This window comes from Marinobacter guineae, assembly GCF_002744735.1.
In the GTDB taxonomy this organism is placed as follows: Bacteria; Pseudomonadota; Gammaproteobacteria; order Pseudomonadales; family Oleiphilaceae; genus Marinobacter; species Marinobacter guineae.
Window position 1 is genome coordinate 13074 of the sequence record NZ_KZ319343.1, and the last position, 25655, is coordinate 38728.

At 55.5% G+C, this 25655-nt stretch carries 38 protein-coding genes; 37 read left to right on the forward strand and 1 reads right to left on the reverse strand.

From position 1 onward, the window contains the following. The first annotated feature begins 109 nt into the window (after positions 1–109). The 31 genes from rpsG (at position 110) to rplQ (ending at position 17746) form a co-directional block, all read left to right on the forward strand. On the forward strand, positions 110–580 hold the full coding sequence (rpsG, locus tag CLH62_RS18775) for a 30S ribosomal protein S7 (RefSeq protein ID WP_099619739.1): 471 nt from the start codon (positions 110–112) through the stop codon (positions 578–580). An 18-nt stretch (positions 581–598) separates the two neighbouring features. After that, a complete protein-coding gene (gene fusA / locus CLH62_RS18780) occupies positions 599–2704 on the forward strand; it encodes an elongation factor G (RefSeq protein WP_099619740.1) in 2106 nt (701 codons plus the stop codon). A 35-nt stretch (positions 2705–2739) separates the two neighbouring features. Next, positions 2740–3936 carry an elongation factor Tu gene (gene tuf / locus CLH62_RS18785; protein WP_099619741.1) on the forward strand — a complete coding sequence of 399 codons (1197 nt, stop codon included), beginning with the start codon at positions 2740–2742 and terminating at the stop codon, positions 3934–3936. A 185-nt stretch (positions 3937–4121) separates the two neighbouring features. After that, positions 4122–4433, forward strand: a complete 312-nt coding sequence (gene rpsJ / locus CLH62_RS18790; protein WP_041341420.1) for a 30S ribosomal protein S10 — start codon at positions 4122–4124, stop codon at positions 4431–4433. 76 nt (positions 4434–4509) lie between these two features. After that, positions 4510–5148 (forward strand): 50S ribosomal protein L3, encoded by a 639-nt coding sequence (gene rplC / locus CLH62_RS18795; protein WP_099619742.1) that lies wholly within the window; start codon positions 4510–4512, stop codon positions 5146–5148. Between the two features lie 11 nt (positions 5149–5159). Further along, on the forward strand, positions 5160–5765 hold the full coding sequence (rplD, locus tag CLH62_RS18800) for a 50S ribosomal protein L4 (protein WP_099619743.1): 606 nt from the start codon (positions 5160–5162) through the stop codon (positions 5763–5765). Next, positions 5762–6055, forward strand: a complete 294-nt coding sequence (gene rplW, locus CLH62_RS18805) for a 50S ribosomal protein L23 (protein ID WP_099619744.1) — start codon at positions 5762–5764, stop codon at positions 6053–6055. The genes rplD and rplW overlap by 4 nt, the downstream gene beginning before the upstream one ends. Positions 6056–6072: 17 nt before the next feature. Continuing rightward, the gene (rplB, locus tag CLH62_RS18810) at positions 6073–6900 is read left to right on the forward strand and encodes a 50S ribosomal protein L2 (protein WP_099619745.1); all 828 of its coding nucleotides are present in this window, start codon (positions 6073–6075) and stop codon (positions 6898–6900) included. 23 nt (positions 6901–6923) lie between these two features. Further along, complete coding sequence (gene rpsS, locus CLH62_RS18815) at positions 6924–7199, forward strand: 30S ribosomal protein S19 (protein WP_007154011.1); 276 nt, start codon at positions 6924–6926, stop codon at positions 7197–7199. Between the two features lie 16 nt (positions 7200–7215). Continuing rightward, entirely contained in the window at positions 7216–7548 is a 333-nt protein-coding gene (gene rplV, locus CLH62_RS18820; protein ID WP_048497742.1) for a 50S ribosomal protein L22, read from the forward strand. Positions 7549–7559: 11 nt separating this feature from the next. Beyond that, entirely contained in the window at positions 7560–8243 is a 684-nt protein-coding gene (gene rpsC, locus CLH62_RS18825; RefSeq protein WP_048497743.1) for a 30S ribosomal protein S3, read from the forward strand. A 12-nt stretch (positions 8244–8255) separates the two neighbouring features. Further along, positions 8256–8669, forward strand: a complete 414-nt coding sequence (gene rplP, locus CLH62_RS18830; protein WP_048497744.1) for a 50S ribosomal protein L16 — start codon at positions 8256–8258, stop codon at positions 8667–8669. Then, complete coding sequence (rpmC, locus tag CLH62_RS18835) at positions 8669–8860, forward strand: 50S ribosomal protein L29 (protein ID WP_048497745.1); 192 nt, start codon at positions 8669–8671, stop codon at positions 8858–8860. The genes rplP and rpmC overlap by 1 nt, the downstream gene beginning before the upstream one ends. A gap of 1 nt (position 8861) precedes the next feature. Continuing rightward, complete coding sequence (rpsQ, locus tag CLH62_RS18840; protein WP_008174879.1) at positions 8862–9128, forward strand: 30S ribosomal protein S17; 267 nt, start codon at positions 8862–8864, stop codon at positions 9126–9128. Between the two features lie 18 nt (positions 9129–9146). Continuing rightward, positions 9147–9515: a 50S ribosomal protein L14 gene (gene rplN / locus CLH62_RS18845; protein ID WP_007154005.1), complete on the forward strand. Its 369-nt coding sequence runs from the start codon at positions 9147–9149 to the stop codon at positions 9513–9515. Between the two features lie 17 nt (positions 9516–9532). Beyond that, complete coding sequence (rplX, locus tag CLH62_RS18850) at positions 9533–9853, forward strand: 50S ribosomal protein L24 (RefSeq protein WP_099619746.1); 321 nt, start codon at positions 9533–9535, stop codon at positions 9851–9853. Between the two features lie 15 nt (positions 9854–9868). Next, on the forward strand, positions 9869–10408 hold the full coding sequence (gene rplE, locus CLH62_RS18855; protein WP_099619747.1) for a 50S ribosomal protein L5: 540 nt from the start codon (positions 9869–9871) through the stop codon (positions 10406–10408). A gap of 12 nt (positions 10409–10420) precedes the next feature. Then, the gene (gene rpsN, locus CLH62_RS18860; protein ID WP_099619748.1) at positions 10421–10726 is read left to right on the forward strand and encodes a 30S ribosomal protein S14; all 306 of its coding nucleotides are present in this window, start codon (positions 10421–10423) and stop codon (positions 10724–10726) included. An 88-nt stretch (positions 10727–10814) separates the two neighbouring features. Continuing rightward, positions 10815–11207: a 30S ribosomal protein S8 gene (gene rpsH, locus CLH62_RS18865; RefSeq protein ID WP_099619749.1), complete on the forward strand. Its 393-nt coding sequence runs from the start codon at positions 10815–10817 to the stop codon at positions 11205–11207. A 9-nt stretch (positions 11208–11216) separates the two neighbouring features. Beyond that, positions 11217–11750, forward strand: coding sequence for a 50S ribosomal protein L6 (gene rplF, locus CLH62_RS18870; protein ID WP_048497750.1), 534 nt, complete (start codon positions 11217–11219; stop codon positions 11748–11750). Positions 11751–11759: 9 nt separating this feature from the next. After that, positions 11760–12107: a 50S ribosomal protein L18 gene (gene rplR / locus CLH62_RS18875; protein WP_048497751.1), complete on the forward strand. Its 348-nt coding sequence runs from the start codon at positions 11760–11762 to the stop codon at positions 12105–12107. Positions 12108–12119: 12 nt separating this feature from the next. Next, positions 12120–12620, forward strand: a complete 501-nt coding sequence (gene rpsE, locus CLH62_RS18880) for a 30S ribosomal protein S5 (protein WP_008174892.1) — start codon at positions 12120–12122, stop codon at positions 12618–12620. A gap of 4 nt (positions 12621–12624) precedes the next feature. After that, a complete protein-coding gene (gene rpmD / locus CLH62_RS18885; RefSeq protein ID WP_012139786.1) occupies positions 12625–12813 on the forward strand; it encodes a 50S ribosomal protein L30 in 189 nt (62 codons plus the stop codon). A gap of 1 nt (position 12814) precedes the next feature. After that, on the forward strand, positions 12815–13249 hold the full coding sequence (rplO, locus tag CLH62_RS18890) for a 50S ribosomal protein L15 (protein WP_099619750.1): 435 nt from the start codon (positions 12815–12817) through the stop codon (positions 13247–13249). 17 nt (positions 13250–13266) lie between these two features. Continuing rightward, positions 13267–14589: a preprotein translocase subunit SecY gene (gene secY, locus CLH62_RS18895; RefSeq protein ID WP_099619751.1), complete on the forward strand. Its 1323-nt coding sequence runs from the start codon at positions 13267–13269 to the stop codon at positions 14587–14589. Between the two features lie 30 nt (positions 14590–14619). Then, a complete protein-coding gene (gene rpmJ, locus CLH62_RS18900; protein ID WP_008174902.1) occupies positions 14620–14733 on the forward strand; it encodes a 50S ribosomal protein L36 in 114 nt (37 codons plus the stop codon). A 142-nt stretch (positions 14734–14875) separates the two neighbouring features. Continuing rightward, a complete protein-coding gene (gene rpsM / locus CLH62_RS18905) occupies positions 14876–15232 on the forward strand; it encodes a 30S ribosomal protein S13 (RefSeq protein WP_099619752.1) in 357 nt (118 codons plus the stop codon). Positions 15233–15245: 13 nt separating this feature from the next. Further along, entirely contained in the window at positions 15246–15635 is a 390-nt protein-coding gene (rpsK, locus tag CLH62_RS18910) for a 30S ribosomal protein S11 (RefSeq protein ID WP_007153992.1), read from the forward strand. Positions 15636–15653: 18 nt separating this feature from the next. Then, positions 15654–16274 (forward strand): 30S ribosomal protein S4, encoded by a 621-nt coding sequence (gene rpsD, locus CLH62_RS18915; protein ID WP_099619753.1) that lies wholly within the window; start codon positions 15654–15656, stop codon positions 16272–16274. A gap of 35 nt (positions 16275–16309) precedes the next feature. Continuing rightward, positions 16310–17314: a DNA-directed RNA polymerase subunit alpha gene (locus CLH62_RS18920; protein WP_099619754.1), complete on the forward strand. Its 1005-nt coding sequence runs from the start codon at positions 16310–16312 to the stop codon at positions 17312–17314. A 33-nt stretch (positions 17315–17347) separates the two neighbouring features. Beyond that, the gene (gene rplQ, locus CLH62_RS18925) at positions 17348–17746 is read left to right on the forward strand and encodes a 50S ribosomal protein L17 (protein WP_099619755.1); all 399 of its coding nucleotides are present in this window, start codon (positions 17348–17350) and stop codon (positions 17744–17746) included. A 115-nt stretch (positions 17747–17861) separates the two neighbouring features. Here rplQ and uvrA read toward each other — a convergent pair whose 3' ends face one another. After that, the gene (gene uvrA, locus CLH62_RS18930) at positions 17862–20684 is read right to left on the reverse strand and encodes an excinuclease ABC subunit UvrA (protein WP_099619756.1); all 2823 of its coding nucleotides are present in this window, start codon (positions 20682–20684) and stop codon (positions 17862–17864) included. 184 nt (positions 20685–20868) lie between these two features. On the opposite strand from uvrA, the gene CLH62_RS18935 reads away from it, so the two are divergent. The 6 genes from CLH62_RS18935 (at position 20869) to CLH62_RS18960 (ending at position 25641) form a co-directional block, all read left to right on the forward strand. Then, positions 20869–22239, forward strand: coding sequence for an MFS transporter (locus CLH62_RS18935; RefSeq protein ID WP_099619757.1), 1371 nt, complete (start codon positions 20869–20871; stop codon positions 22237–22239). 58 nt (positions 22240–22297) lie between these two features. Next, on the forward strand, positions 22298–22831 hold the full coding sequence (ssb, locus tag CLH62_RS18940; RefSeq protein WP_099619758.1) for a single-stranded DNA-binding protein: 534 nt from the start codon (positions 22298–22300) through the stop codon (positions 22829–22831). A gap of 231 nt (positions 22832–23062) precedes the next feature. Beyond that, positions 23063–23995 (forward strand): type IV pilus biogenesis protein PilM, encoded by a 933-nt coding sequence (locus CLH62_RS18945; RefSeq protein ID WP_170005830.1) that lies wholly within the window; start codon positions 23063–23065, stop codon positions 23993–23995. Then, positions 23992–24597, forward strand: coding sequence for a PilN domain-containing protein (locus CLH62_RS18950; protein WP_099619759.1), 606 nt, complete (start codon positions 23992–23994; stop codon positions 24595–24597). The genes CLH62_RS18945 and CLH62_RS18950 overlap by 4 nt, the downstream gene beginning before the upstream one ends. Beyond that, positions 24597–25286, forward strand: a complete 690-nt coding sequence (locus tag CLH62_RS18955; RefSeq protein ID WP_099619760.1) for a type II secretion system protein M — start codon at positions 24597–24599, stop codon at positions 25284–25286. The genes CLH62_RS18950 and CLH62_RS18955 overlap by 1 nt, the downstream gene beginning before the upstream one ends. 1 nt (position 25287) lies before the next feature. Further along, positions 25288–25641: a hypothetical protein gene (locus CLH62_RS18960; protein ID WP_099619761.1), complete on the forward strand. Its 354-nt coding sequence runs from the start codon at positions 25288–25290 to the stop codon at positions 25639–25641. Positions 25642–25655 lie beyond the last annotated feature (14 nt).

Consider the following 25655-nt stretch of genomic DNA (forward strand, 5'->3'; position numbering starts at 1 on the left):
GGACGGGTGCCTTTTATCGTTGCTTGTCAGAACGGTAAGAGTAAGGCTGAGTAGCAGTTTGCTATCTCAGGGGTTCCTGAAGACCTTTTAGATATATAAGGGCTTATCGATGCCTAGAAGAAGAGTTGCAGCAAAACGGGAAATTATCCCGGATCCCAAATTCGGCAGTGCACGTCTGGCCAAATTCATCAACCACGTGATGGAAAGTGGCAAGAAATCCGTTGCAGAGCGCATTGTTTACGGCGCCCTGGACATTGTTGCCGAGAAATCAAAGGAAGAGCCGATCGACATGTTCGAGAAGGCCCTGGAAAACATCCAGCCGATGGTCGAAGTCAAGTCCCGTCGTGTGGGTGGTGCTACCTACCAGGTGCCCGTAGAAGTACGGCCTTCCCGTCAGAACGCGCTGGCCATGCGCTGGCTCGTAGAATTTTCACGGAAGCGCGGTGAGAAGTCCATGGCACAGCGTCTGGCTGGTGAAATCCTGGACGCCGCTGACAGCAAAGGCTCCGCTGTTAAGAAGCGTGAAGATGTTCACCGCATGGCAGAAGCCAACAAGGCGTTCTCTCACTTCCGTTTCTAATCAGCCGAGGTTTATACAGTGGCACGCAAGACTCCTATCAAGCGTTACAGAAACATTGGTATTTGTGCGCACGTTGATGCGGGCAAAACCACAACCACCGAGCGGGTCCTGTTCTACACAGGCATTTCCCATAAAATCGGTGAGGTTCATGATGGTGCGGCTACCATGGACTGGATGGAGCAGGAGCAGGAGCGTGGTATTACCATTACCTCAGCTGCGACAACCTGTTTCTGGCAAGGCATGGACAAGCAGTATCCGGAGCATCGGATCAACATCATCGATACCCCGGGGCACGTTGACTTTACCATCGAAGTAGAGCGCTCACTGCGCGTACTCGACGGTGCGGTTGTTGTGTTCTGCGGCTCCTCTGGTGTTGAGCCCCAGTCCGAGACTGTGTGGCGTCAGGCCAACAAGTACGAAGTGCCGCGCATGGTGTTTGTCAACAAGATGGACCGTGCTGGTGCCAACTTCCTGCGCGTTGTTGACCAGATCAAGACCCGTCTGGGTGCAAACGCGGTTCCCATTCAGCTGCCGATCGGTTCCGAAGACAACTTCGCGGGCATCGTCGACCTGATCCGTAACAAGGCGATCTACTGGAATGAAGAAGATTCCGGCGCTACTTACGATCAGCGAGACGTTCCCGAGGAAATGGTCGACGAAGTTGCCATGTATCGTGAGCAGATGATGGAAGCAGCAGCTGAAGCGAACGAAGAGTTGATGGAGCGTTACCTCGACGAGGGCGAGCTCAACGTCGACGATATCAAGAAAGGGTTGCGCATGCGCACCCTGGCGAACGAAATCGTTGTTGCTACTTGCGGCTCTGCGTTCAAGAACAAGGGCGTTCAGGCCGTGCTCGACTCCGTTATCGAGTTCCTTCCGGCTCCGGATGAAGTCAAGGCTATCCGAGGTGAGGTGGACGAAGACGGTAACGAAGAAACCCGTCAGGCGGATGACGATGCGCCTTTTGCCGCGCTTGCCTTCAAGATCGCGACTGACCCGTTCGTTGGCACCCTGACCTTCTTCCGGGTGTATTCGGGCAAGCTGGAATCCGGCAATGCGGTTTACAACTCCGTGAAGGGCAAGAAAGAGCGTGTCGGCCGTATGGTTCAGATGCACTCCAAAGATCGCCAGGAGATCAAAGAGGTTCTGGCGGGTGATATCGCTGCGGCCATCGGCCTCAAGAGTGTGACCACCGGTGACACCTTGTGCGACGAAAACCACAAGATCATCCTTGAGCGTATGGAATTCCCGGAGCCGGTAATTTCGGTAGCAGTTGAGCCGAAGTCCAAGGCCGACCAGGAGAAGATGGGTGTTGCGCTGGGTAAGCTGGCCCAGGAAGATCCGTCATTCCGGGTACGTACCGACGAGGAATCCGGGCAGACCATTATCTCCGGTATGGGTGAGCTTCACCTGGATATCATCGTTGACCGTATGCGTCGCGAGTTCAAGGTTGAGGCCAACATCGGCAAGCCGCAGGTAGCTTATCGTGAATGTATCCGCAAGCCGGTAGACGTCGAAGGCAAGTTTGTTCGTCAGTCTGGTGGTCGTGGTCAGTACGGTCACGTCAAGATCAAGCTTGAGCCGCTGCCGCTGGATGATGAAGAAGGCGAAAACTTTATCTTCGTGAACGAGATTGTTGGTGGTGTGGTTCCCAAGGAATACATCCCAGCAGTTCAGCAGGGTATTTCCGAGCAGATGCAGAACGGCTGTCTGGCCGGCTATCCGCTGCTGCGCATCAAGGCGACCCTGTATGACGGCTCGTATCACGATGTTGACTCCAACGAGATGGCTTTCAAAGTCGCTGGCTCCATGGCGATGAAGAAAGGTGCTCTGGAAGCCAGTCCAGCGCTTCTCGAGCCGATCATGAAAGTTGAAGTCGTCAGCCCTGAGGAATACATGGGTGATGTCGTCGGTGATTTGAACCGTCGTCGCGGCCTGATTCAGGGTATGGATGAAGGCCCCTCGGGTAAAGTCATCCGTGCAGAAGTTCCGTTGTCGGAGATGTTCGGTTACGCCACTGACCTGCGTTCAGCAACTCAGGGTCGGGCGTCTTATGCGATGGAGTTCTCTCGCTATATGGAAGCTCCTTCGAACATTGCCGAAGCGATCATTAAAAAGGGTTGATCCCCAGGACTTAAGAAACAGGAAGAGGTGTAACCGTGTCTAAATCAAAATTTGAGCGTAATAAGCCGCACTTGAACGTGGGCACCATCGGTCACGTTGACCATGGCAAGACCACTCTGACAGCAGCCCTGACTCGTGTGTGTCATGAAGTGTGGGGTTCAGGCGAAAGCCGTGCGTTTGACCAGATCGATAACGCACCGGAAGAGCGTGCGCGTGGTATTACCATTGCGACCTCTCACGTTGAGTACGATTCTCCGACCCGTCACTACGCTCACGTAGACTGCCCGGGCCACGCTGATTATGTGAAGAACATGATCACCGGTGCGGCTCAGATGGACGGCGCCATCCTGGTTGTCTCCGCAGCTGACGGTCCCATGCCGCAGACTCGCGAGCACATCCTGCTGTCCCGTCAGGTAGGCGTTCCTTTCATCGTTGTGTTCCTGAACAAAGCGGACATGGTGGATGATGAAGAGCTGCTTGAGCTGGTAGAGATGGAAGTTCGTGAACTGCTGGAGCAGTATGACTTCCCGGGTGACGACACGCCGATCATTACCGGTTCCGCGCTGATGGCGCTGGAAGGTAAGGACGACAATGAGATGGGTACTACCGCGGTCAAGAAGCTGGTAGAAGCCCTGGACGACTACATTCCTGAGCCTCAGCGTGCGGTTGATCAGCCGTTCCTGATGCCGATTGAGGACGTATTCTCCATCTCCGGTCGTGGTACTGTTGTTACCGGCCGTGTTGAGCGTGGCGTAATCAAAGTTGGTGAGGAAATCGAGATTGTCGGTATCAAGGATACCGTCAAGACCACCTGCACCGGCGTTGAGATGTTCCGCAAGCTGCTGGACGAAGGCCGTGCTGGTGAGAACGTTGGTGTTCTGCTGCGTGGTACCAAGCGGGACGACGTTGAGCGTGGTCAGGTGTTGTGCAAGCCGGGCACCATCAAGCCGCACACCAAGTTCGAATGCGAAGTGTACGTACTGTCCAAAGAAGAGGGCGGCCGTCATACTCCGTTCTTCAAGGGCTATCGTCCGCAGTTTTACTTCCGTACGACCGACGTAACTGGTTCCTGTGAACTGCCGGAAGGCGTGGAAATGGTTATGCCGGGTGACAACGTGAAGATGAGTGTTACCCTGATCAACCCGATTGCCATGGAAGATGGTCTGCGCTTCGCGATTCGCGAAGGCGGCCGTACCGTTGGTGCCGGCGTGGTCTCCAAGATCATCGAGTAATTCGCTCGTTTGGTCCAGGAAAAAGGGGCTGATACTTCAGCCCCTTTTTCTGTTAAAGCCGCACATGTTACCCAACCGTGTCAATCTGCATGGCAGTTGACACGGTTGGGTATTATGCATACAATGCGGCTCCTTTTTTGAAGGTCGGCTAACTAGTAGCTGCTACGAGTGGAGTTTGGTGCAACATGCAAAGCCAAAAAATTCGAATCCGGTTGAAGGCGTTTGATTATCGCCTTATCGACCAGTCCACGCAGGAGATCGTCGATACCGCCAAGCGGACCGGCGCTCAGGTGCGTGGGCCTATTCCTCTGCCGACGCGGAAGGAAAAGTACACAATATTGGTTTCTCCGCACGTCAATAAAGACGCGCGCGATCAATATGAAATTCGTACTCATAAGCGTCTGCTCGACATTGTTGAGCCGACGGAGAAGACAGTAGATGCTTTGATGAAGCTGGACCTGGCAGCAGGTGTAGACGTTCAGATCAGCCTCGGCTAATACCGCCCGGTATTAGTCTGTGTAACTGTCATAAGGCCATAGAGGGTGAGAGCCCCGTACACTTAAGAGGTGAAACATGGCAATTGGTGTTGTCGGTCGTAAGGCCGGTATGACCCGTATTTTTACGGAAGACGGGCAGGCGCTGCCCGTAACGGTAATCGAGGTTGAGCCCAACCGGATTACCCAACTGAAAACTCTTGAAAGCGATGGCTACCGCGCCGTACAGGTGACTGTCGGTACTCGTCGTTCCTCTCGTGTTACCAAGAGCGAAGCGGGCCACTTTGCCAAGGCGGGCGTTGAAGCCGGCCGTGGTATGTGGGAATTCCGTCTTGCTGATGGCGAAGGTGAAGACCTTGCTGCCGGTGGCGAAATCACTGCAACTGTCTTTGAAGATGGCCAGATGGTAGATGCCATCGGTCAGTCCAAAGGTAAGGGCTTCCAGGGCGGTGTCAAGCGCTGGAACTTCTCGATGCAGGATGCCACTCACGGTAACTCTCTGTCTCACCGTGCTCCGGGTTCCATTGGTCAGAACCAGACTCCGGGCAAGGTATTCAAGGGCAAAAAGATGGCGGGCCAGATGGGTAATGCTCAGGTGACTGTGCAGAACCTGAAAATTGTCCGTGTCGACGCCGAGCGCAACCTGCTGCTGGTAAGTGGTGCCGTCCCCGGCGCAACTGGCGGCGATGTTGTCATCAAGCCTGCAGTTAAAGCCTGAGGAGCGGTGCGATGGAATTGACTATTACAGGTAGCGGCAAGGGAATCTCTGTTTCCGACGCCGCATTCGCCAAAGATTTTAACGAGTCGCTGGTTCACCAGGTTGTAACTGCCTACATGGCAGGCGCACGCCAGGGTACCAAGGCTCAAAAGACACGTTCTGAAGTTAGCGGTGGCGGTAAAAAGCCATGGCGTCAGAAGGGCACCGGTCGTGCCCGTGCCGGTACTATCCGTAGCCCGATCTGGCGCTCCGGTGGTGTTACCTTTGCAGCAAAGCCACGCGGTTTTGAGCAGAAGGTTAACCGCAAGATGTACCGCGCAGCGATGCGCTCCATTTTTTCCGAGCTGGTTCGCCAGGATCGTCTGGTTGTTGTTGACGACATGAACGTTGACAGCCCCAAGACCAAGGCATTCAACGCCAAGCTGAAGGATATCGGTGTGACCAACGCACTGATTCTGTCCGACAACGTCGAGCAGAATCTGCACCTGGCATCACGCAACATCCCGCACGTTGACGTGCGTGACATTGCTGGTCTGGATCCGGTTAGCCTGGTTGCCTTCGAGAAAGTCGTTGTGACTGTTCCCGCTCTGAAGAAGATCGAGGAGATGCTGGGATGAACCAGGAACGCATTTATAAGGTCCTGCTTGGGCCGCACGTATCGGAAAAAGCTTCTCTGGTGGCCGAGCACGGCCAGGTTGTTTTCCGGGTTGCCCCGGATGCCACCAAGCCTGAGATCAAGAAAGCCGTTGAGCAGCTGTTCAACGTCACAGTCGAAGGTGTTCAGGTTCTGAACCGTAAGGGTAAGCTCAAGCGTACCGTTCGCGGCTTCGGCAAGCGTACTGACATTCGTAAGGCTTATGTAAAGCTTGCGGACGGTCAGGACATTGATTTTCTGGATGTGGAATAAGGTAAAGGGGTCGTAAAATGCCGATCGTCAAAACCAAGCCAACATCTGCCGGCCGCCGTCACGTTGTTAAGCTCTTTAACCCTGATCTTCACAAGGGGAGCCCTTACGCGCCGTTGGTAGAAACATTGAGCAAATCGGGTGGTCGCAACCATTTTGGTCGCATCACTACCCGTCATATTGGTGGTGGCCACAAGAAGCACTACCGTGTAATCGACTTTAAGCGGACCAAAGACGGTATTCCGGCAGTCATTGAACGCCTGGAATATGATCCCAACCGCTCTGCGCACATTGCGCTGGTCAAGTACGCCGATGGAGAGCGCCGTTACATTATCGCTCCCAAAGGCATGCAGATCGGTGATCCTGTGCGCTCCGGCATCGACGCGCCGATTAAAGTAGGAAGCACGCTTCCGCTCCGGAATATTCCGGTCGGTTCCGTGATTCACTGCGTCGAACTCAAACCTGGCAAAGGTGCCCAGCTGGCTCGCTCCGCGGGCGCATCCGTACAGCTGGTTGCTCGGGAAGGGGCTTATGCCACCATCCGCCTGCGTTCAGGTGAAATGCGTAAGGTGCTTGTTGACTGTCGTGCAACGTTGGGTGAAGTGTCCAACAGCGAACACAGCCTCAAGCAGCTTGGTAAAGCGGGTGCATCACGTTGGCGCGGTAAACGTCCAACAGTACGTGGTGTTGCTATGAACCCAGTTGACCACCCACATGGTGGTGGTGAAGGGCGTACCTCTGGCGGGCGTCACCCGGTTACTCCGTGGGGTGTTCCGACCAAAGGGCATAAGACTCGTAAGAACAAGCGTACTGACAAGATGATAGTACGTCGTCGTTCGGCCAAGTAAACGACTACATAGAGGTAATTGCTGTGCCACGTTCTTTGAAGAAAGGTCCTTTTATAGACCTGCATCTGTTGAAGAAGGTCGAGGCAGCTCTGGAAGCTAATGACAAGCGGCCGATCAAAACCTGGTCGCGTCGGTCAACAGTTTTTCCAGAGATGGTAGGCCTGACCATTGCAGTCCACAACGGCAAGCAGCACGTGCCGGTTTATGTCACCGAAGATATGGTTGGACATAAACTGGGTGAGTTCGCGGCAACGCGTACTTATCGTGGTCATGCGGCCGACAAGAAAGCTAAACGCTGATTGTGAGGTAATAGAAATGGAAGTAGCAGCCAAGTACAAGGGCGCTCGCCTCTCAGCTCAGAAAGCGCGTCTTGTCGCTGACCAAGTACGCGGCAAGGCTGTTGAGGACGCCCTGAACATTCTGACTTTCAGCCCGAAGAAGGCGGCAACAGTCATCAAGAAAGCTCTTGAGTCTGCAATCGCCAACGCTGAGCACAACGAAGGTCTGGACGTTGACGAACTGCGGGTTTCCACCGTGATGGTGGATGAGGGTCCGACGCTCAAGCGAATCAAAGCTCGAGCCAAGGGGCGCGCTGACCGGATTTTCAAGCGCACCTGCCATATCACCGTCAAGGTCGCCGACAAGTAGGAGATGCTCAGATGGGTCATAAAGTAAATCCAACCGGCATGCGCCTGGGTGTGATAAAAGAGCACAACTCAGTCTGGTATGCCGACAAAAAGGAATACGCGAAAAACCTGTTGAACGATATTCAGGTTCGTGAATTCCTCGACAAGCGTCTGGTTAAGGCGTCTGTCAGCAAGATTGTGATCGAGCGCCCTGCTCAGAACGCCCGTATCACGATCCATACTGCCCGTCCCGGTATTGTTATCGGTAAGAAGGGTGAAGATGTTGATCGTCTGCGTCGTGAAGTCAGCGACATGATGGGTGTGCCTGTGCACATCAACATCGAAGAAGTCCGCAAGCCGGATCTGGATGCCCGCCTGGTAGCGCAAAACGTTGCCGGCCAGCTGGAGCGTCGTGTGATGTTCCGTCGCGCTATGAAGCGTGCGGTTCAGAATGCCATGCGCCAGGGCGCCAAGGGTATCAAGATCCAGGTAGGTGGGCGTCTCGGGGGTGCTGAAATCGCGCGTTCCGAGTGGTATCGCGAAGGTCGTGTACCTCTGCACACTCTGCGTGCAGATATTGATTACGCGACCTACGAAGCGCATACCACTTACGGCGTAATCGGCGTCAAGGTATGGATCTTCAAAGGTGAGATTCTTGGTGGTATGGAGCAGGTCCGTGCTGACAAGAAAGCCTCTGGGAAGAAAGGTTCTAAGTAAAGGGGCACTCTTATGCTGCAACCAAAACGCACCAAATTTCGCAAGGTAATGAAAGGCCGTAACACCGGTCTTGCTCACCGCGCCAACAAGGTGAGCTTCGGTGAATACGGATTGAAGGCGACTAGCCGTGGGCGTATAACTGCGCGCCAGATTGAGGCGGCGCGTCGTACCATGACTCGTCGGATCAAGCGGGGCGGTAAAATCTGGATCCGGGTTTTTCCGGACAAACCGATTACCGGAAAGCCGCTTGAAGTTCGAATGGGTAAAGGTAAGGGTTCTGTCGAGTATTGGGTGGCTGAAATCCAGCCAGGCCGCATGCTTTACGAGATGGAAGGTGTCGCTGAAGACGTAGCACGCGAAGCCTTCACTCTCGCTGCGGCCAAACTGCCCGTACAGACCACCTTTGTAACGAGGACGGTGATGTGATGAAAGCAACAGAGCTGCGTGAAAAATCCGTCGAGGAGCTGAACAAAGAGTTGATCGACCTCCTGAAGGAGCAGTTCAACCTGCGCATGCGTAAGGCGACAGGTCAGCTGAATCAGTCTCATCTTCTCGCCAAGGTGAAGCGCGACATCGCTCGCGTGAAAACAGTATTGAATGACAAGGCAGGACAGTGACATGACTGAAGCTACCCAAACTGCCAGAACTCTGAGCGGCAAGGTCGTGAGCAACAAGATGGAGAAATCCATTGTGGTGCTGGTCGAACGTCAGGTGAAACATCCTCTGTACGGTAAGTACATGAAGCGTTCAACCAAGATCCATGCTCACGATGAGAGTAATCAGTGCAACATCGGTGACACTGTGACTATTCAGGAAACCCGCCCGGTCTCCAAGACCAAGAGTTGGGCCCTGGTGGAAGTCACCGAACGTGCATCCAAGGTGTAATTCGCCCGGAGAACAACCATGATTCAGACTCAAACAATGCTTGAAGTCGCGGATAACAGCGGTGCGCGTCAAGTGATGTGCATTAAGGTCCTGGGCGGTTCACATCGGCGTTATGCCAGCGTAGGGGATATCATCAAGGTGACCGTCAAGGAAGCCATCCCCCGCGGTAAAGTGAAGAAAGGCCAGGTCCTGAAAGCTGTCGTGGTACGCACCCGCAAGGGTGTTCGCCGTCCCGACGGTTCGCTGATCCGTTTCGACGGAAACGCGGCAGTACTTCTGAACAATCAGGACGCTCCTATTGGTACCCGTATCTTCGGACCGGTTACCCGTGAACTGCGTAATGAGAAGTTCATGAAAATTATCTCACTGGCACCCGAAGTACTTTAGAGGACCAGAGGCCGGTTATGAAAAAGATCAAACGAGATGACGAAGTAATCGTCACTACGGGGAAAGATAAAGGCAAACGTGGTAAAGTCCTGAAGGTTCAGGACGATGGCCGTATGGTTGTTTCTGGGATCAATATGATCAAGAAGCACACCAAGCCGAACCCGATGCTGGGCTCCCCAGGTGGCATCGTCGAAAAAGAAGCACCTATCCAGGCTTCCAACGTGGCTATTTTTAATCCGCAGACCGGCAAAGCCGATCGTGTAGGCTTCCAGACCAAGGAAGACGGCGCGAAAGTGCGGATCTTTAAGTCCACGAACGAAGCTGTCGATAACCAGTAAGCGGTGGTGGTTACGATGCTTAACAGTAAAGAGCAGTACAGTAAGGAAGTGGTACCCGCCCTGCAGAAAGAGTTCGGTTACAAGAACATTATGCAGGTGCCGCGTATCGAAAAGATCACCCTTAACATGGGTGTCGGCGAAGCGGTTGGTGACAAGAAGCTGATTGAAAATGCCGTGGCGGATCTCGAGCGCCTGGCAGGTCAGAAAGTGGTTGTTACCAAGGCACGTAAATCCGTTGCGGGTTTCAAGATCCGTGAAGGTTGGCCTATCGGTTGTAAAGTTACCCTGCGCGGCGAGCGTATGTGGGATTTCTTTGATCGTCTGGTTCACATTGCGGTTCCCCGCATTCGTGACTTCCGCGGTCTGAATCCCAAGTCATTCGACGGTCGTGGTAACTACAGCATGGGTGTGCGTGAGCAGATCATTTTTCCCGAGATCGAGTACGACAGAGTCGACAAGATCCGTGGTCTGGACATCACCATTACCACCACTGCCGGTACCGACGATGAAGGTCGCGAACTGTTGAAAGCCTTTGGCTTTCCGTTCAAGAAATAAGGAACGAGTGTAATGGCTAAGGTTTCCATGAAGAACCGCGAGCTCAAGCGCGAGCAGACCGTTGCGAAATTTGCAGCGAAGCGTGCTGAGCTCAAGGCGATTATCAAGAACCCGAATACCAGCGATGATGACCGTTGGAACGCACAGATGAAGCTTCAACAGCTTCCTCGTGATGCGTCTCCGTCGCGTCTTCGTAATCGTTGCCAGATAACTGGTCGGCCCCACGGCGTTCTGCGCAAGTTCGAGCTTTCACGGATCAAACTCCGTGAATACGGCATGCGTGGTGACGTTCCGGGCCTGACCAAGTCAAGCTGGTAAGATAGGTACCCTGACTCCGGTCGGGTGCCTGTTGGTAAGCGGTGCGGCGCGCCGCTGCACAACTAAAAAGATCAGGAGCCTCATACCAATGAGTATGCAAGACACGCTTGCGGATATGTTTACCCGTATCCGTAATGCACAGATGGCATCAAAAGCAGACGTTGCGATGCCGTCCTCAAAGATGAAGATCTCCGTAGCCCAGGTCCTTAAGGACGAAGGTTACGTTGAAGATTTTTCCGTTTCAGCCGACGCGAAGCCCGAGCTGACGATTACTCTGAAATACTTCGGTGGCAAGCCGGTTATTGAAGAGATCAAACGGGTCAGCCGTCCGAGTCTGCGCCAGTACAAAGGCGCTGGGGGATTGCCGAAAGTATCCGGTGGTCTGGGAGTCGCGATTGTCTCAACGTCCAAGGGCGTTATGACAGACCGCGCCGCACGTGCTGCTGGCGTGGGTGGCGAAGTCATCTGCACCGTATTCTAGGAGATACACATGTCCAGGGTTGCCAATAATCCTGTCGTGCTGCCTTCCGGTGTTGAGGTTAAGCTGAACGGACAGGAAATTAATGTGAAGGGCTCCAAGGGAGCGCTTCAATTCACCATTCACCAGGCGGTTGAAGTAAAGCAGGAAGAAAATGTTCTGCGCTTTGCGGCTCGCGATGGTGCTAAACAGTCCCGCGCTCTTGCTGGTACTACTCGTGCACTGGTCAACAATATGGTGACCGGTGTCTCCACAGGCTTCGAGCGAAAGCTCCAGCTGACGGGCGTAGGTTACCGTGCCCAGGCGCAAGGTAAGAAGCTCAATCTGACACTGGGTTTTTCGCACCCGGTCGAGTATGAGCTGCCCGAGGGGATTACCGCAGAAACTCCTTCCAATACGGAAGTTGTAATTCGCGGTATCGACAAGCAACAGGTTGGCCAGGTCGCTGCGGAAGTCCGCGCGTTCCGTCCGCCCGAGCCTTATAAGGGTAAGGGTGTTCGTTATGCGGATGAGCAGGTCAGACGCAAAGAAGCCAAGAAGAAATAAGGCGGGACTATGAGCGCGAATAACGAAAGATTGCGTCGCGCACGCAAAGTGCGCATGAAGATCCGTGAGCTGGGTACCAATCGCCTGTGTGTTCATCGCACACCGCGTCACATGTACGCCCAGGTTACGACTGCAGATGGCAGCAAGGTTATTGCCACTGCCTCCACGTTGGATAAGGAACTGCGCCAGGGTGCAACCGGTAACGTGGACGCTGCCAAGAAGGTCGGTCAGTTGATTGCTGAGCGTGCCAAGGCGGCAGGTGTTGAGCAGGTTGCTTTTGACCGCTCCGGTTACCGTTATCACGGCCGTGTACAGGCTTTGGCCGACGCAGCCCGTGAAGCTGGCTTGCAATTCTAAGAGGTGGAGAAGATGAGCGTTAACGAACAGAAGGCGCCTGAGCTCCAGGAGAAGCTGGTTCAGGTCAATCGTGTCGCCAAGGTAGTTAAAGGTGGCCGTATTTTCGCCTTCACCGCACTGACTGTAGTGGGTGATGGTAAAGGTCGCGTTGGTTTCGGTCGTGGCAAGGCGCGTGAAGTGCCGGTTGCTATCCAGAAGGCCATGGAAGCTGCACGCAAAAACATGGTAGAGGTTCCGCTGGACGGCACCACTCTGCAATATCCGGTTAAGGCTCAGCATGGCGGCTCCAAGGTCTACATGCAGCCGGCCTCCGAAGGTACTGGTATCATCGCCGGCGGTGCGATGCGAGCGGTACTGGAAGTTGCGGGTGTTCAGAACGTACTGTCCAAGTGTTACGGGTCTACCAACCCGGTGAACGTTGTACGTTCCACCATCAAGGGTCTCCAGGCAACACAAGCGCCTGAAGATATTGCAGCCAAGCGCGGTAAGACCGTGGAAGAGATTCTGGGTTGAAGTCATGGCGAACGCAAAAACGATCAAAGTAACTCTGACCCGCAGCCCCATCGGCTGCCAGCCAAAGCACAAACTGTGTGTGAAGGGCCTGGGTCTTCGTAAAATCGGTCACACCGTGGAAGTGGAAGATACGCCTTCTATCCGCGGCATGATCAACCGGGTTGATTACCTGGTTCGGGTTGAGGAGAACTAAGATGCGTCTGAACGAACTTAGTCCAGAACCCGGTTCACGTCCGGCTGCAAGGCGCGTTGGTCGTGGTATCGGTAGTGGTCTCGGTAAAACTGGCGGTCGCGGTCACAAGGGTCTGAAAGCCCGGTCTGGCGGCAGCGTAGCTCCCGGTTTTGAGGGCGGTCAGCAGCCGTTGGCCCGTCGTCTGCCGAAGTTCGGCTTCACGTCTCGTCAGCAGCGTTATGTTGCCGAAATTCGTCTGAACGAACTGGCGAAGGTCGAAGGCGATGTGGTTGATCTTGAAGCCCTTAAGAAGGCAGATATTATTCGTGAAGAAATTCGCGAAGCCAAGGTTATCCTGTCCGGCGAACTGAGCCGCGCGGTAACCGTGAAGGGACTTCGGGTAACCAAAGGCGCGCGCGAGGCAATTTCTGCCGCGGGTGGTAAAGTCGAAGACTAAGGCGAGTCGAGGACTAAATGGCCAAGAACGCATCATTGCCTGCGGGCGCGGGTAAAGGACTGGCAGAGCTGCGATCGCGGCTCTGGTTTGTCTTCCTGGCATTGCTGGTGTACCGGATCGGTGCCCACATTCCGGTGCCGGGTATCAACCCCGACCGTCTGGCGGCACTGTTTGAGCAGAATCAGGGCACAATCCTGAGCATGTTCAACATGTTTTCCGGTGGTGCGCTTGAGCGCATGAGTATCTTCGCTCTCGGTATCATGCCGTATATCTCGGCCTCGATTATCATGCAGCTCATGACTGCGGTCAGTCCGCAACTTGAGCAGCTGAAGAAAGAGGGCGAGGCTGGTCGTCGGAAGATCAGTCAGTACACGCGGTACGGTACGGTTATCCTCGCCCTGGTTCAGGGCGCTGGTATCTCTGTCGGTCTGGCATCGCAGGGTGTCACTTTCAATGATAGCTTCAGCTTCCACTTTGTGGCGGTTGTGTCTTTTGTCAGTGGCGCGGTGTTCATGATGTGGCTGGGTGAGCAGATCACTGAGCGCGGTGTAGGCAACGGTATTTCACTGCTGATTTTCGCAGGGATTGTGGCCGGCCTGCCCGGGGCAATCGGTCAGACGTTGGAACAGGCGCGGAACGGCGAGATGAGCTTGCTGGTCGTCCTTGGTATTGCGGTTCTGGCGGTTGCAGTCATTGGCTTTGTGGTCTTTATGGAGCGTGGGCAGCGTCGGCTGACCATTAACTACGCCAAGCGGCAACAGGGGCGTCGGGTGTTTGCCCAGCAATCCAGCCACTTGCCGCTCAAGGTGAACATGGCCGGTGTTATTCCGCCCATCTTTGCGTCGTCCATCCTGCTGTTCCCGGCATCGATCGGCCAGTGGTTTGGTCAGGGCGAGGGCATGGAATGGCTCAGCGATGTTTCGCAGGCGCTTGCTCCGAGCCAGCCGTTGTACATTATTCTGTTTGCAGCAGCAGTGGTCTTTTTCTGCTTCTTCTACACAGCCCTGATGTATAACCCGAAAGAAGTTGCGGATAACCTCAAGCGCTCTGGCGCATTTATTCCGGGCATCCGTCCTGGTGATCAGACCGCCAAGTATATTGATGGTGTGCTGACCCGCCTGACGCTGTTCGGTGCAATGTACATTGCAGCAGTGTCCCTGTTTCCTCAGTTCCTGATGGTGGCCGGGAATGTACCGTTCTATCTGGGTGGTACCTCACTGCTGATTGTTGTAGTCGTGGTGATGGATTTCATGGCTCAGGTTCAGTCGCACCTGATGTCCCATCAGTATGAATCACTGATGAAGAAATCCAATCTCAAGGGCTATGGTCGGAACGGTTAATCCCGTTCCCCTTGAAAACTGGAGTCGACAATGAAAGTACGCGCTTCGGTAAAGAAAATTTGCCGTAACTGCAAAGTAATTCGTCGCAATGGCTCGGTACGAGTCATTTGCTCGGAGCCTCGTCACAAGCAACGTCAGGGCTGATCCGCATCGGATCCAGTGCTGACATTGTTGAGGGTACTAATAATAGCGCTTGACCCCAGGCGGGGTCAGGCGCTATTATTTCGCGCCCTTTTATAGTGGCGGAAAATTCACACAGCAAAGCTTTGAACGCGGAGTAATTTGGATGGCACGTATAGCCGGTGTCAATATACCCGATCACAAACATGCTGTTATCTCGCTGACCTACATCTTCGGTGTCGGCAAGACAACAGCCCAGAAGCTTTGCGACGCAACCGGTGTCAAGCCGGACCTTAAGGTCAAAGACCTGAGCGACGAGCAGCTTGAAGCACTTCGTACTGAAGTGGGCAAGGTGTCTGTTGAAGGTGATCTGCGTCGTGAAGTACAGATGAACATTAAGCGTTTGAAGGATCTCGGATGTCACCGTGGTCTGCGTCATCGTCATGGCCTTCCGGTCCGTGGCCAGCGCACCAAGACCAACGCCCGCACCCGTAAAGGTCCTCGCAAACCTATTCGTAAGTAACAGGTAGGCAATCATGGCAAAGCCAGGTACACGTACCCGTAAAAAGGTGAAAAAGACGGTTGTTGATGGCGTCGCGCACATTCACGCGTCCTTCAACAACACTATCGTGACCATTTCTGACCGTCAGGGCAACGTCCTGTCCTGGGCCACTTCTGGTGGTTCCGGTTTTCGTGGGTCACGCAAGAGTACACCTTTTGCTGCGCAGGTAGCAGCTGAAAGAGCCGGTAATGCGGCTGCTGAATACGGCCTTAAAAACCTGGACGTAGAGGTTAAGGGTCCTGGGCCCGGACGTGAGTCTGCAGTTCGCGCGCTGAATGCGTGTGGCTACAAGATCACCAACATCACAGATGTGACGCCGATTCCCCATAACGGCTGTCGTCCGCCCAAAAAGCGCCGCGTCTAACACAGGAGACAGTGAATTATGGCTCGTTATATAGGCCCGAAGTGCAAGCTGTCTCGTCGTGAAGGGACAGATCTTTTTCTGAAGAGCGGTGTTCGCGCGCTCGATTCAAAGTGCAACATCGAGACTCCGCCAGGTATGCACGGCGCGCGTCGCGGTCGTCTGTCCGAATACGGCGTACAGCTTCGTGAAAAACAGAAAGTCCGTCGTATCTACGGCGTACTGGAGAAGCAGTTCCGTAATTACTACAAAGAGGCAGCCCGAATCAAAGGTGCAACCGGTGAAAACCTGCTGCAACTTCTGGAAGGTCGTCTGGATAACGTTGTATACCGCATGGGCTTTGGTTCTACCCGTGCAGAGTCCCGTCAGCTCGTTTCTCACAAAGCGATCCTGGTAAACGACAAGGTAGTGAATATCGCTTCCTACCAGGTTAAGCCGGGTGATGTTGTGAGTGTGCGTGAGAAGGCCAGAAACCAGCTGCGTGTCAAAGGCGCACTGGATCTGTCTGCAAGTCGTGCACCGGTGAGCTGGGTAGAGGTCGACGCCAACAAGATGTCCGGCGTTTACAGGTCAGTACCCGAGCGTACTGAATTGCCGGCCGACATCAACGAGAACCTCATCGTCGAGCTTTACTCCAAGTAAAGCCCAGTTAGCAACGATAGTAGATAGGGGCGTCTATGCAGCGTTCAGTACATGAGTTATTGACACCTCGTACCATTGACGTGAAGGAATCAAGCGCCACACGTGCCAAGGTTACGCTTGAGCCTCTGGAAAGGGGCTTTGGCCATACCCTGGGTAGTGCACTGCGCCGGATTCTCTTGTCTTCGATGCCGGGCTGCGCCGTGACTGAAGCGCAGATCGACGGTGTCCTGCACGAGTACAGCGCCATTGAGGGTGTCCAGGAAGACGTAATTGAGATTCTTCTGAATCTCAAGGGCGTCGCCGTAAAAATGCACGGTCGGGACGATGCTGAGCTTACGCTTAGCAAGAAAGGCCCGGGCGTTGTGACAGCCGGTGATATCAAGCTGGACCACGACATCGAGATTGCTAACCCGGAGCACGTGATCTGTCACCTTAGCGAGAATGGTGAAGTGAACATGCGTCTCCGTGTTGCCCGTGGTCGTGGCTATGAGCCGGCGGACCAGCGTGGTCTTGACGAGGACGAAACTCGCGCCATTGGACGCCTGCAGCTGGATGCAACTTTCAGCCCGGTTCGTCGTGTGGCTTACGCCGTGGAAAGTGCACGGGTAGAGCAGCGGACCGATCTGGACAAGCTGGTTATTGACCTGGAGACCAATGGCACCATCGACCCGGAAGAAGCGATTCGCCGGGCGGCAACCATCCTCCAGCAGCAGCTGGCAGTGTTTGTCGATTTCGATCATGAGAAAGAGCCTGAGCGCGTTGAAGAAGAGGAAGAAATTGATCCGATTCTGCTGCGCCCGGTTGATGATCTGGAATTGACAGTGCGTTCAGCTAACTGCTTGAAGGCTGAGAATATTTACTACATCGGCGATCTTATCCAGCGTACAGAAGTTGAGCTGTTGAAGACGCCTAACCTTGGTAAAAAGTCGCTGACCGAGATCAAGGACGTTCTGGCGTCCCGTGGTCTGTCACTGGGTATGCGTCTTGATAACTGGCCGCCGGCTAGCCTTCGTGGCGATGACCGGGTTCTGGGCGGTTAATCGCCGATTAGTTTAAGGTAAGGAATCAGAGCAATGCGTCATCGTAAGAGTGGTCGTAAGTTCAGCAGGACCAGTGCGCATCGCAAGGCCATGTTCCGTAACATGACTGCGTCACTGGTTGAACACGAGCTGATCAAAACAACGCTGCCGAAAGCCAAAGAGCTTCGTCGGGTAGCAGAGCCTTTGATCACGCTCTCCAAGAATGATTCGGTCGCGAATCGTCGTCTGGCGTTCTCACGCCTGCGTGACGATGCAGCGGTTGCCAAGCTGTTTGACGAGCTTGGTCCCCGTTACAGCGAGCGTCCGGGTGGATACCTTCGTATCCTGAAGTGCGGTTTCCGTGCCGGCGACAATGCCCCAATGGCATTTGTTGAGCTGGTTGGTCGCCCGCTGGATATCGAAGCGGAAGAAGTGGACGAAGACGAAGCGTAACGGCTTCTGAAATGTCCATTAAAAAGCCGGGTTCCGAAAGGTTCCCGGTTTTTTTGCGTCTGGAATATGGTGCTGCGATACTGGGCCAGATGAAATCGTTCATCTGGCCCAGTATTCATTTTTTCAGCATGCCTTTCAGGTACTTTCCAGTGTGCGAGGCCGGGTTTTCTGCCACTTCCTCTGGTGTGCCTTCGGCGATGACCTGACCACCGCCGGATCCGCCTTCCGGTCCGAGATCCACGATCCAGTCTGCGGTTTTGATCACGTCCAGGTTGTGCTCGATCACCACGATGGTGTTGCCGTGATCGCGCAGGCGCTCGAGAACATTGAGTAGTTGCTGGATATCATAGAAGTGCAGGCCGGTGGTGGGTTCGTCCAGGATATACAGGGTTTTGCCGGTATCTCGTTTGGACAGTTCCTTGGCGAGTTTTACCCGCTGGGCTTCCCCCCCTGAGAGTGTGACGGCACTTTGGCCAAGGCGGATATACGACAGGCCAACGTCCATCAGGGTCTGTAGTTTGCGGGCAAGGAACGGCACCGCATCGAAGAATTCCCGGCCTTCCTCCACGGTCATTTGCAGGACCTCGTTGATGTTCTTGCCCTTGTATCGCACTTCCAGGGTTTCACGGTTGTAGCGTTTGCCCTTACAGACGTCGCAGGGAACGTAGACATCCGGCAGGAAGTGCATCTCTACCTTGATTACGCCATCACCCTGGCAGGCTTCGCAGCGACCACCTTTAACGTTGAAGGAGAAACGCCCGGGCTTGTAGCCCCGGGAACGAGACTCCTGAGTGCCGGCGAAAAGTTCCCGGATCGGGGTGAACAGGCCGGTGTAGGTGGCGGGGTTGGATCGGGGCGTTCGGCCGATGGGGCTCTGGTCAATATCAATGACCTTATCCAGCTGATCCAGGCCCTGCAAGGACTGATAGGGCGAATGGCTCAGGCTGGTGGCCTTGTTCAGCTTGGCGGCAGCCACCGGATACAGTGTGCTGTTGATCAGAGTTGACTTGCCCGAACCGGATACGCCGGTGACGCAGGTCATCACCCCGAGGGGCAGAGTGAGGGTGACATCCCTGAGATTATTTCCTGATGCGCCGGACAGGGTCAGTGTCTGGCCGTTCCCTCTGTGCCGTTCTTTGGGAATGGCAATTTCCCGGGTGCCGTTCAGGTACTGCCCCGTGAGGGAGTCGGGGTTGTCGATAATCTGTTGGGGCGTGCCCTGACCAATGATCTGACCTCCATGGACACCGGCGCCCGGTCCAATGTCAATCACGTGGTCGGCGGCACGGATGGCGTCCTCATCGTGCTCGACCACAATAACGGTGTTGCCCAGATCCCTGAGGTGAAAGAGGGTCTTCAGAAGTCGGTCGTTGTCTCGCTGGTGCAGGCCAATTGACGGCTCGTCGAGAATGTACATGACGCCCACCAGCCCGGCGCCGATCTGGCTGGCCAGACGGATGCGTTGGGCCTCGCCACCAGACAGGGTATCTGCGCTTCGTTCAAGAGTCAGGTATTCCAGGCCAACATTGACCAGGAACTGAAGCCGCTGTCGGACCTCTTTGAGAATCTTCTCGGCGATTTCACCTTTGCGACCGGGCAGGGCCAGGGTCTCAAAATAATCGTGCGCCTCGCCCACCGGCAAGTGGGTGACGTCTGAAATGTTGTGCTCTTCGATAAATACGTGGCGGGCACCGCGTCTCAGACGGGAGCCCCGGCAATCCTTGCAAGGCTGGGTACTGAGGTTGCGGGCCAGCTCCTCCCGCATGCTCTGGGAGTCGGTTTCCCGGTAGCGGCGCTCCAGGTTCGGCAGAATGCCCTCGAACGGATGCGCCTTTTCCATGATGTGGCCCCGGGAATTCACATAGCGAAACGGAATGTCTTCGCTGCCAGAGCCAAACAGCAACACGTTGCGGAATTCCTCAGGCAGCTCCGCCCAGGGTGTTTCCAGATCGATGCCATAATGCTCTGCTACGCTGCCAAGCATCTGGAAGTAGTACACGGCCCTCCGGTCCCAGCCCTTGATGGCGCCGGAGGCCAGCGTTGCTTCCGGGTGCTGGACGATCTTTTCCGGATCGAAGAACTGTTTTACTCCCAGGCCGTCGCAGGTGGGGCAGGCGCCGGCCGGATTATTGAACGAGAACAGCTTGGGCTCCAGTTCGCTCAGGGCATAGCCGCACTGGGTGCAGGCGTAACGGGCGGAGAAGGTGTGTTGTTCGCCTTCACCGCTCATCGGCGCGACCAGCGCGATGCCATCCGACAGTCCCAGGGCGGTTTCAAAGCTCTCGGCAAGGCGCTGCTCCAGACCCGGTTTGACCTTGAAGCGGTCGACCACGACATCAATCTGATGTTTGCGTTTCTTGTCCAGCTCGGGCACGTCGTCAATGTCGTACACCGTACCGTCCACCCGGAGGCGAATAAAACCCTGGCTGCGCATGGTTTCGATTACCTGAAGGTGCTCGCCCTTTCGGTCACGAATGACCGGAGCCAGGATCATCAGCTTGCTGTCCTCCGGCATTGCCAGGACCTGGTCCACCATCTGGCTGACGGTCTGCGCCTCCAGCGGCTGGCCATGGTCGGGGCAGCGCGGCTCACCGGCCCGGGCGAAGAGCAGTCGGAGGTAATCGTAAATCTCGGTGATGGTGCCTACGGTGGAGCGGGGGTTATGGGATGTGGACTTCTGTTCGATGGAAATTGCCGGCGACAGGCCCTCGATGTGGTCCACATCCGGCTTTTCCATCATCGACAGGAACTGGCGGGCATAAGTGGACAGGGATTCCACGTAACGCCGCTGGCCTTCGGCATAGAGCGTGTCAAACGCCAGGGATGATTTGCCCGAACCGGAGAGGCCGGTTATCACAATCAGCTTGTCCCTAGGCATATCCAGGTCGATGTTCTTCAGGTTGTGGGTTCGTGCCCCTTTGATCTGGATATGGTCCATAACACCTCGCTCGGATAAAAACCGAAATTATACCGCGTTGGGCCCGCTGCGGCGAAAATGATGGGGCGGCGAGGCGCCGTGGCCGGTCCCCCGTTTCGGCGCCTTCTGTTACAATGCGCCGCCTGCGAGGGATATGTGCCCTCGATCTGACCGCATTCAACCCCGGCTGAGGTACGTAATTGCCATGAACACGCTGGAAAAACGCTCCGTATCGGCCCTGGCGTCTGTCTACGCCATGCGCATGCTCGGACTGTTCATGGTCATGCCGGTGTTCATGCTGCTCGGTAGCGAGCTTGAAGGTGCCACGCCCGCCTTGCTGGGTTTTGCCATGGGCGCCTACGGCCTCAGCCAGGCCTTGCTTCAGATACCCTTCGGCATGCTCTCCGATCGGGTCGGGCGAAAGCGCATGATCTATATCGGTCTCGTACTGTTTGCTGCCGGTAGCCTTCTGGCTGGCGCCACGGATTCCATATACGTTGTGATTGCCGGGCGGATTCTTCAGGGGGCGGGTGCGATTGCCAGTGTGCTGATGGCATTGCTCAGCGACCTGACCCGGGAAGAGGAGCGAACCAAGGCCATGGCCACGGTGGGAATCACCATTGGTTTGTCGTTCTCGGTGTCTCTGGTTCTGGGGCCGCTTCTTGGCGGCTGGTGGGGGTTGTCCGGAATTTTCTATGTCACCGCGGCGTTGGCCGTTGTGGCACTGGTAATTGTCAATCGTCTGGTACCTACCCCTCATCAGCATAAAACCAGTGCCGATACCCATCCGGCCAGGGAAATGCTGGGCCGCGTGGTTTCCGATGGCCGCCTGCTCAGGTTAGACTTCGGAATCTTTGCCCTGCACCTGGTGCTGACGGCCCTGTTTCTGGTGTTCCCTTCGATGTTGCGGGATACCCTCGGGCTAGCCAGCAGTTCGCACTGGTGGTTTTACCTGAGTGTGATGGTAACGTCTTTTTTTGCCATGGTGCCGTTCATCATTATCGGTGAGAAAAAGCGTAAAATGAAACCGGTGTTGTGTGGGGCGATCACCCTTCTGACCCTGGCCACTGCCGGGTTGGCAGGGGTGTCCGCCAGCCTGGTGGCTGCGTGGGTCGGGCTGTTTTTCTTTTTCATGGCGTTCAACTTGCTGGAAGCCAGCCTGCCATCACTGATCAGCAAGGAAGCGCCGGCGGCCAGCAAAGGCACTGCGATGGGGGTGTACTCCACCTCCCAGTTTATGGGGGCGTTTCTGGGGGGGGCACTGGGTGGTTTCCTGCTGGAGCTTGCCGGTATAGAAGGCGTGCTCTGGTTTATGGTTGTGATGCTCGCCCTGTGGTTGCTGGTCGCATTGACCATGCCGGCCCCCGGCTACACCACCAGTTTCGTGGTACAGTTGCACAAGGTTATGGGTAACCAGTACGACGATATTGATGATCACCTCCGTCGCCTGCCGGGCGTGCGTGACGTGGTCATTGTTGAGGACGCTGCCACCGCCTATCTCAAGGTGGATCGTCAGCAATTTGATGAAGCGTTACTTGCGGACTTTTCCTTTGTCCGGCAGGCTAGCAATTCTTGAAATCCGGAAGCCCGCAAGGAGCGCGGGTTGTCCCTGAAAACAGAGTCAGGAGCAGAACATGGCACGAGGCGTAAACAAGGTAATTCTTATCGGCAATCTGGGGCAGGACCCGGATACCCGCTACACACCCAACGGCAATGCCGTGGTGAATCTGAATCTTGCGACAGACGAGAGCTACAAGGATCGTCAGACTGGCCAACTGGTGCCAAAAACCGAGTGGCACCGGATCGTGATGTTCGGCAAGATTGCCGAAATTGCCGGCCAGTACCTGCGCAAGGGCTCAAAAGTGTATATCGAAGGCAAGCTGCAGACGCGTAAGTGGCAGAACAAGGAAGGTCAGGATGTTTACACCACAGAGGTAGTGGTGGATATCAATGGCCAGATGCAGATGCTCGACAGTCGTGGTGCAGAAGGTGGCGCGAATCAAGGCGCTCCCGCAGGTCGCCCGCAGCAGTCAGACTATAACTCTCAGGGCGGCCAACAGAACAATCCGCCGCCCCAGCAACAGTCTGGCGGCTACAGCAACCAGCCTTCGCAGGGTGGTAGCATGCCTGAGCCGGTTGACGATTTTGATGATGACATTCCGTTCTAAAGGGCGCATCAGAGAGTTTTGAGTTATCAGAGTGAAAAAAAGCCTCCGCTTTCAGGGAGGCTTTTTCTGTTACGGACTTGCAAAAGGACGTGAAATTAACAAAAAACCCGTGGAGTTACGTTCACTTTCTCATCTACTATGTGATTCATTGTCAAAAAGTGCCTGTTTTTCAGGCAGCATAACAACCACTTGAGGCGGGCGAGTGCCTCCGGTTCCAGTTTAACGGACCCCATGACCAAGAGTTCTCTGCTACACAAGTTAACCGGCTTGTTCAGGCGCTCCGGAGCGCAAAGGCGCGTCTGTCTGGAGGTCCGTCCTGATGGTGTTGCCTGGGCGATCTCGGGTGGGCCCGCTGAAAATCACGCCGGGTTCATCGACTGCCTGCCGGCGAAACGCCACGCGGTTGTTAAGGAACTGGTTGACGAGCATGGCTGGGCGGGTGCTTCAACGACGCTGGTTTTGCCTTTGGATCAGTACCAGGTTTTTCAGATGGATCGCCCGGAAGGCATCGAAGAATCCGAGCTGAGCGACGCACTGAAGTGGAAGCTCAAGGATTTTCTCGATTTCAGCCCTTCTCAAGCGGTTTCCGACGTTTTTCCGTTTCCAAGGGATGCCTCCCGTGGCCGTGGTGAGCTGGTGAACGTTGTCGCTGCCAGAAAATCACTGGTTTCCGAGCTTGTGGAGCTGGTTGAGGAAGCGGGCCTGGAGCTGGACCGGATTGATATTGCCGAACTGGCACTGCGTAACCTGGTGTGCCGGCTGGATGAGAACAAGCGCGGCGCGGCGCTGGTTCATCTGAAAGACAACTACGGCCAGATGGTGATCTGCAAAGACGACACGCTATATTTGTCCCGTCGCCTGGATGTGACGTCTGAAGACTTGCGTGACGCTGCCCGGCAGGAGTCCGCGGTTCAGTCCCTGGCACTGGAAATGCAGCGCTCGCTGGATTATTACGAAAGCCAGCTTGGTCAGGTGCCGCCTGCGACTATTCGTCTGGTCGCACGTGACAGTGTCCTGCCTCTGGCCTCAATGCTCTCGTCCTATGTTGCTGCAGGCATTGAGACCCTGGACTGGCGCACGGTTGGCCTACAGGCTGATCTGGACAGCCGCTGCCTGCCGGCCTGGAGTGCTGGCCTGCCGTTGCCGGAGGCCGGGCGCTCATGATCCAGCAGGTCAATCTCTACACCCAGGAATTGAGGCCGCGCAAAGAAAGGCTTCAGGCCGGTGCTGCTCTCGGAATCCTTGCCCTCGGGCTGTTTGTTGTTGTTGCCGCGGCTGGCGTATTTGGCTATCAAAATGCCGGGATGGCAACACAGGTCGCAGGTCTGGAGCAGCAAAACATTCGCCTGGAAAGAGTCGTGGCTGAGCTTTCCGAGGCCGTTCGTGCCCGGCAGCCGGATTCAGAAGTGGAAGAGGCTTTGGCCCGGGTCACTGAGACCCTGGCCCGACGTCAGCGTTTGCTCGAGAAGGTGGAAAGCCTGGTCCTTTCCGAAGGACGCCGCTTCTCGCCCCAGATGTCGGCCTTAGCCCGACAGATTCCGGACAATGTCTGGTTGACCGGTTTCACCCTGGAGTCAGAACCTGACCAGGTAACCATCGAAGGTCGCAGTCGCTCCGGTGCGCTGGTGCCGTTGTACCTTGAAAGCCTGGGGGAGGAAGCTGCCTTTACCGGAAGGACCTTTGGTGCGTTCCGGTTGTCGCGGCCCGAAGAAGGCCGCTGGATTGACTTCCGCGTGTCCACCGATCGGACAGGGGAGGACGGGTGATGGCGGGTCCTCTCGGAAATTCTTTTGCACGGGCTGCTGATTGGTACAATCAACGGCCGGTTCGGGAGCGGGCACTGCTCCTGCTGACCGCTCTGGTGGTTTTGATCTTTGCGGGATGGGAGTTTGCCGTTACTCCGCTGCAACAGGAAAACCAGAGGCTTGAAAATCGCATGCAGACCCTGTCTGCCAGTCGGGATGATCTGCTGGCTCAGCAACAGATGCTCAATGAGCAACTTGCCACAGACCCCTCCCGGGTATTGCGAAACCAATTGACTGCCCGGCAACAGAGGCTGGACAGGCTGAACCGGCAGATTTCGGAAACCACGGGGCAACTGATTGCGCCCACGGCTATGGTGGCCCTGTTGCGGGACATTCTGGCGGCCCAGGACTCCCTGGTGCTCCAGGGCATGGAGCTTAAAACACCAGCGCCGGTATTCGCGCCGGAGGCAAGCTTACAGTCACAGCAAGACCAGCAGGCGAGGTCAGAGCCTCTGCTGTTCGCTCATGATGTTGAAATGCGTATCGAAGGCAGCTATCTCGAAGTTCTGAATTACCTTGAGAGGCTGGAGGCACTGGACGAACGCCTTGGCTGGGTCATGCTCGAATACAGCGCCGGTGACTGGCCCTCCGGTGAGGCCGTTATCCGGGTCCGGACACTGAGCCTGGATCAGGCGTGGCTGGGGGTTTGATATGAGGAAGCTCGTGCGTGCCTTGCTCCGCCCATGTGCCTGTTTGGCTGCGGGCATTCTGATTCTGGTTCCGGGCATGGCTCTGGCTGCTGTGCTGCAGGATCCGACTCGACCGCCTGGCCTTGAATCCCGGCTGGTGGCGCCAGTGCCAGAACAGCCGGTGTCACTGGACTCAATTCTTTACAGCAAGGACAGACGTGTCGCCATTATCGAAGGTGAGGCCCTCAGGGAAGGCCAGGGTGTTGACCGCATACGGGTTATCCGGATTTACGAGAATCGTGTTCTGGTAACGGATAACGGCCGCGAACGGGTGTTGTACCTGGAGAGACTTCCGCAGGTTCGGGGAACTCAATGACAGATAATCGGATA